This is a genomic window from Vibrio sp. 1978 (genome assembly GCF_033344345.1).
In genome coordinates, this window is the sequence record NZ_JAWPOP010000547.1 from 1 (window position 1) to 661 (window position 661).

General features: G+C 42.1%; 2 protein-coding genes. Both read left to right on the top strand.

All coding sequences use genetic code 11. The annotated features are described in order from the left end of the window. Positions 1-124 (top strand): SEC-C metal-binding domain-containing protein (locus tag R8N49_RS31090; protein ID WP_412034926.1); only part of this gene is annotated, 124 nt, incomplete at its 5' end. A 75-nt stretch (positions 125-199) separates the two neighbouring features. After that, a complete protein-coding gene (gene mutT / locus R8N49_RS27750; RefSeq protein WP_005461225.1) occupies positions 200-598 on the top strand; it encodes an 8-oxo-dGTP diphosphatase MutT in 399 nt (132 codons plus the stop codon). Positions 599-661 lie beyond the last annotated feature (63 nt).

The window sequence follows — 661 nt, forward strand, 5'->3', positions numbered from 1 at the left end:
TGGTGAAGAGTCTGAGGGCTCAAATCAACCTGTTGTTCGTGATGAGCGTAAAGTAGGTCGAAACGAACCTTGTCCATGTGGTAGTGGCAAGAAATACAAGCAGTGTCACGGTCAGATCAATTAATCTAACTTGATAACTTAATAAGAAAGAGTCGCTTAGGCGGCTCTTTTTGTATCGATAGATCCTAGGTAAATATCCATGAAAAGAATTCACATTGTTGCAGCGATCATTTTCAATCAAGATAAGTCGCAAATCTTTATTACTAAACGTCCTGATGATAAACATAAAGGTGGTTTTTGGGAGTTTCCGGGCGGTAAAGTCGAGCTAGGAGAAACAGTTGAACAAGCGATGGTTCGTGAGCTTGAAGAGGAAGTGGGGATTCGAGTGATTGAACAAGCACCGTTTGAACACCTTGAATACGATTACCCAGATAAGTCACTAAAATTTGATTTTATTACCGTCTCTCAGTTCGAGAACGAACCTTATGGTCGAGAAGGCCAAGAAGGGCGCTGGGTCGCAGTTGGTGAATTAGGGGATTACACCTTCCCTGAAGCTAACGTGCCTATCTTACAACGTGTCGTAAAAGAGTTTGCTTAAGCCCAATGGACGTGCTTGTGGTTAACACAGTATGTTGTTAGTTTAAAAAGATACAGCGAAACG

What these genes read in the sequence shown, in the direction of transcription:
- mutT (WP_005461225.1), top strand. Translation starts at nt 200, where the DNA reads ATGAAAAGAATTCACATTGTTGCAGCGATCATTTTCAATCAAGATAAG.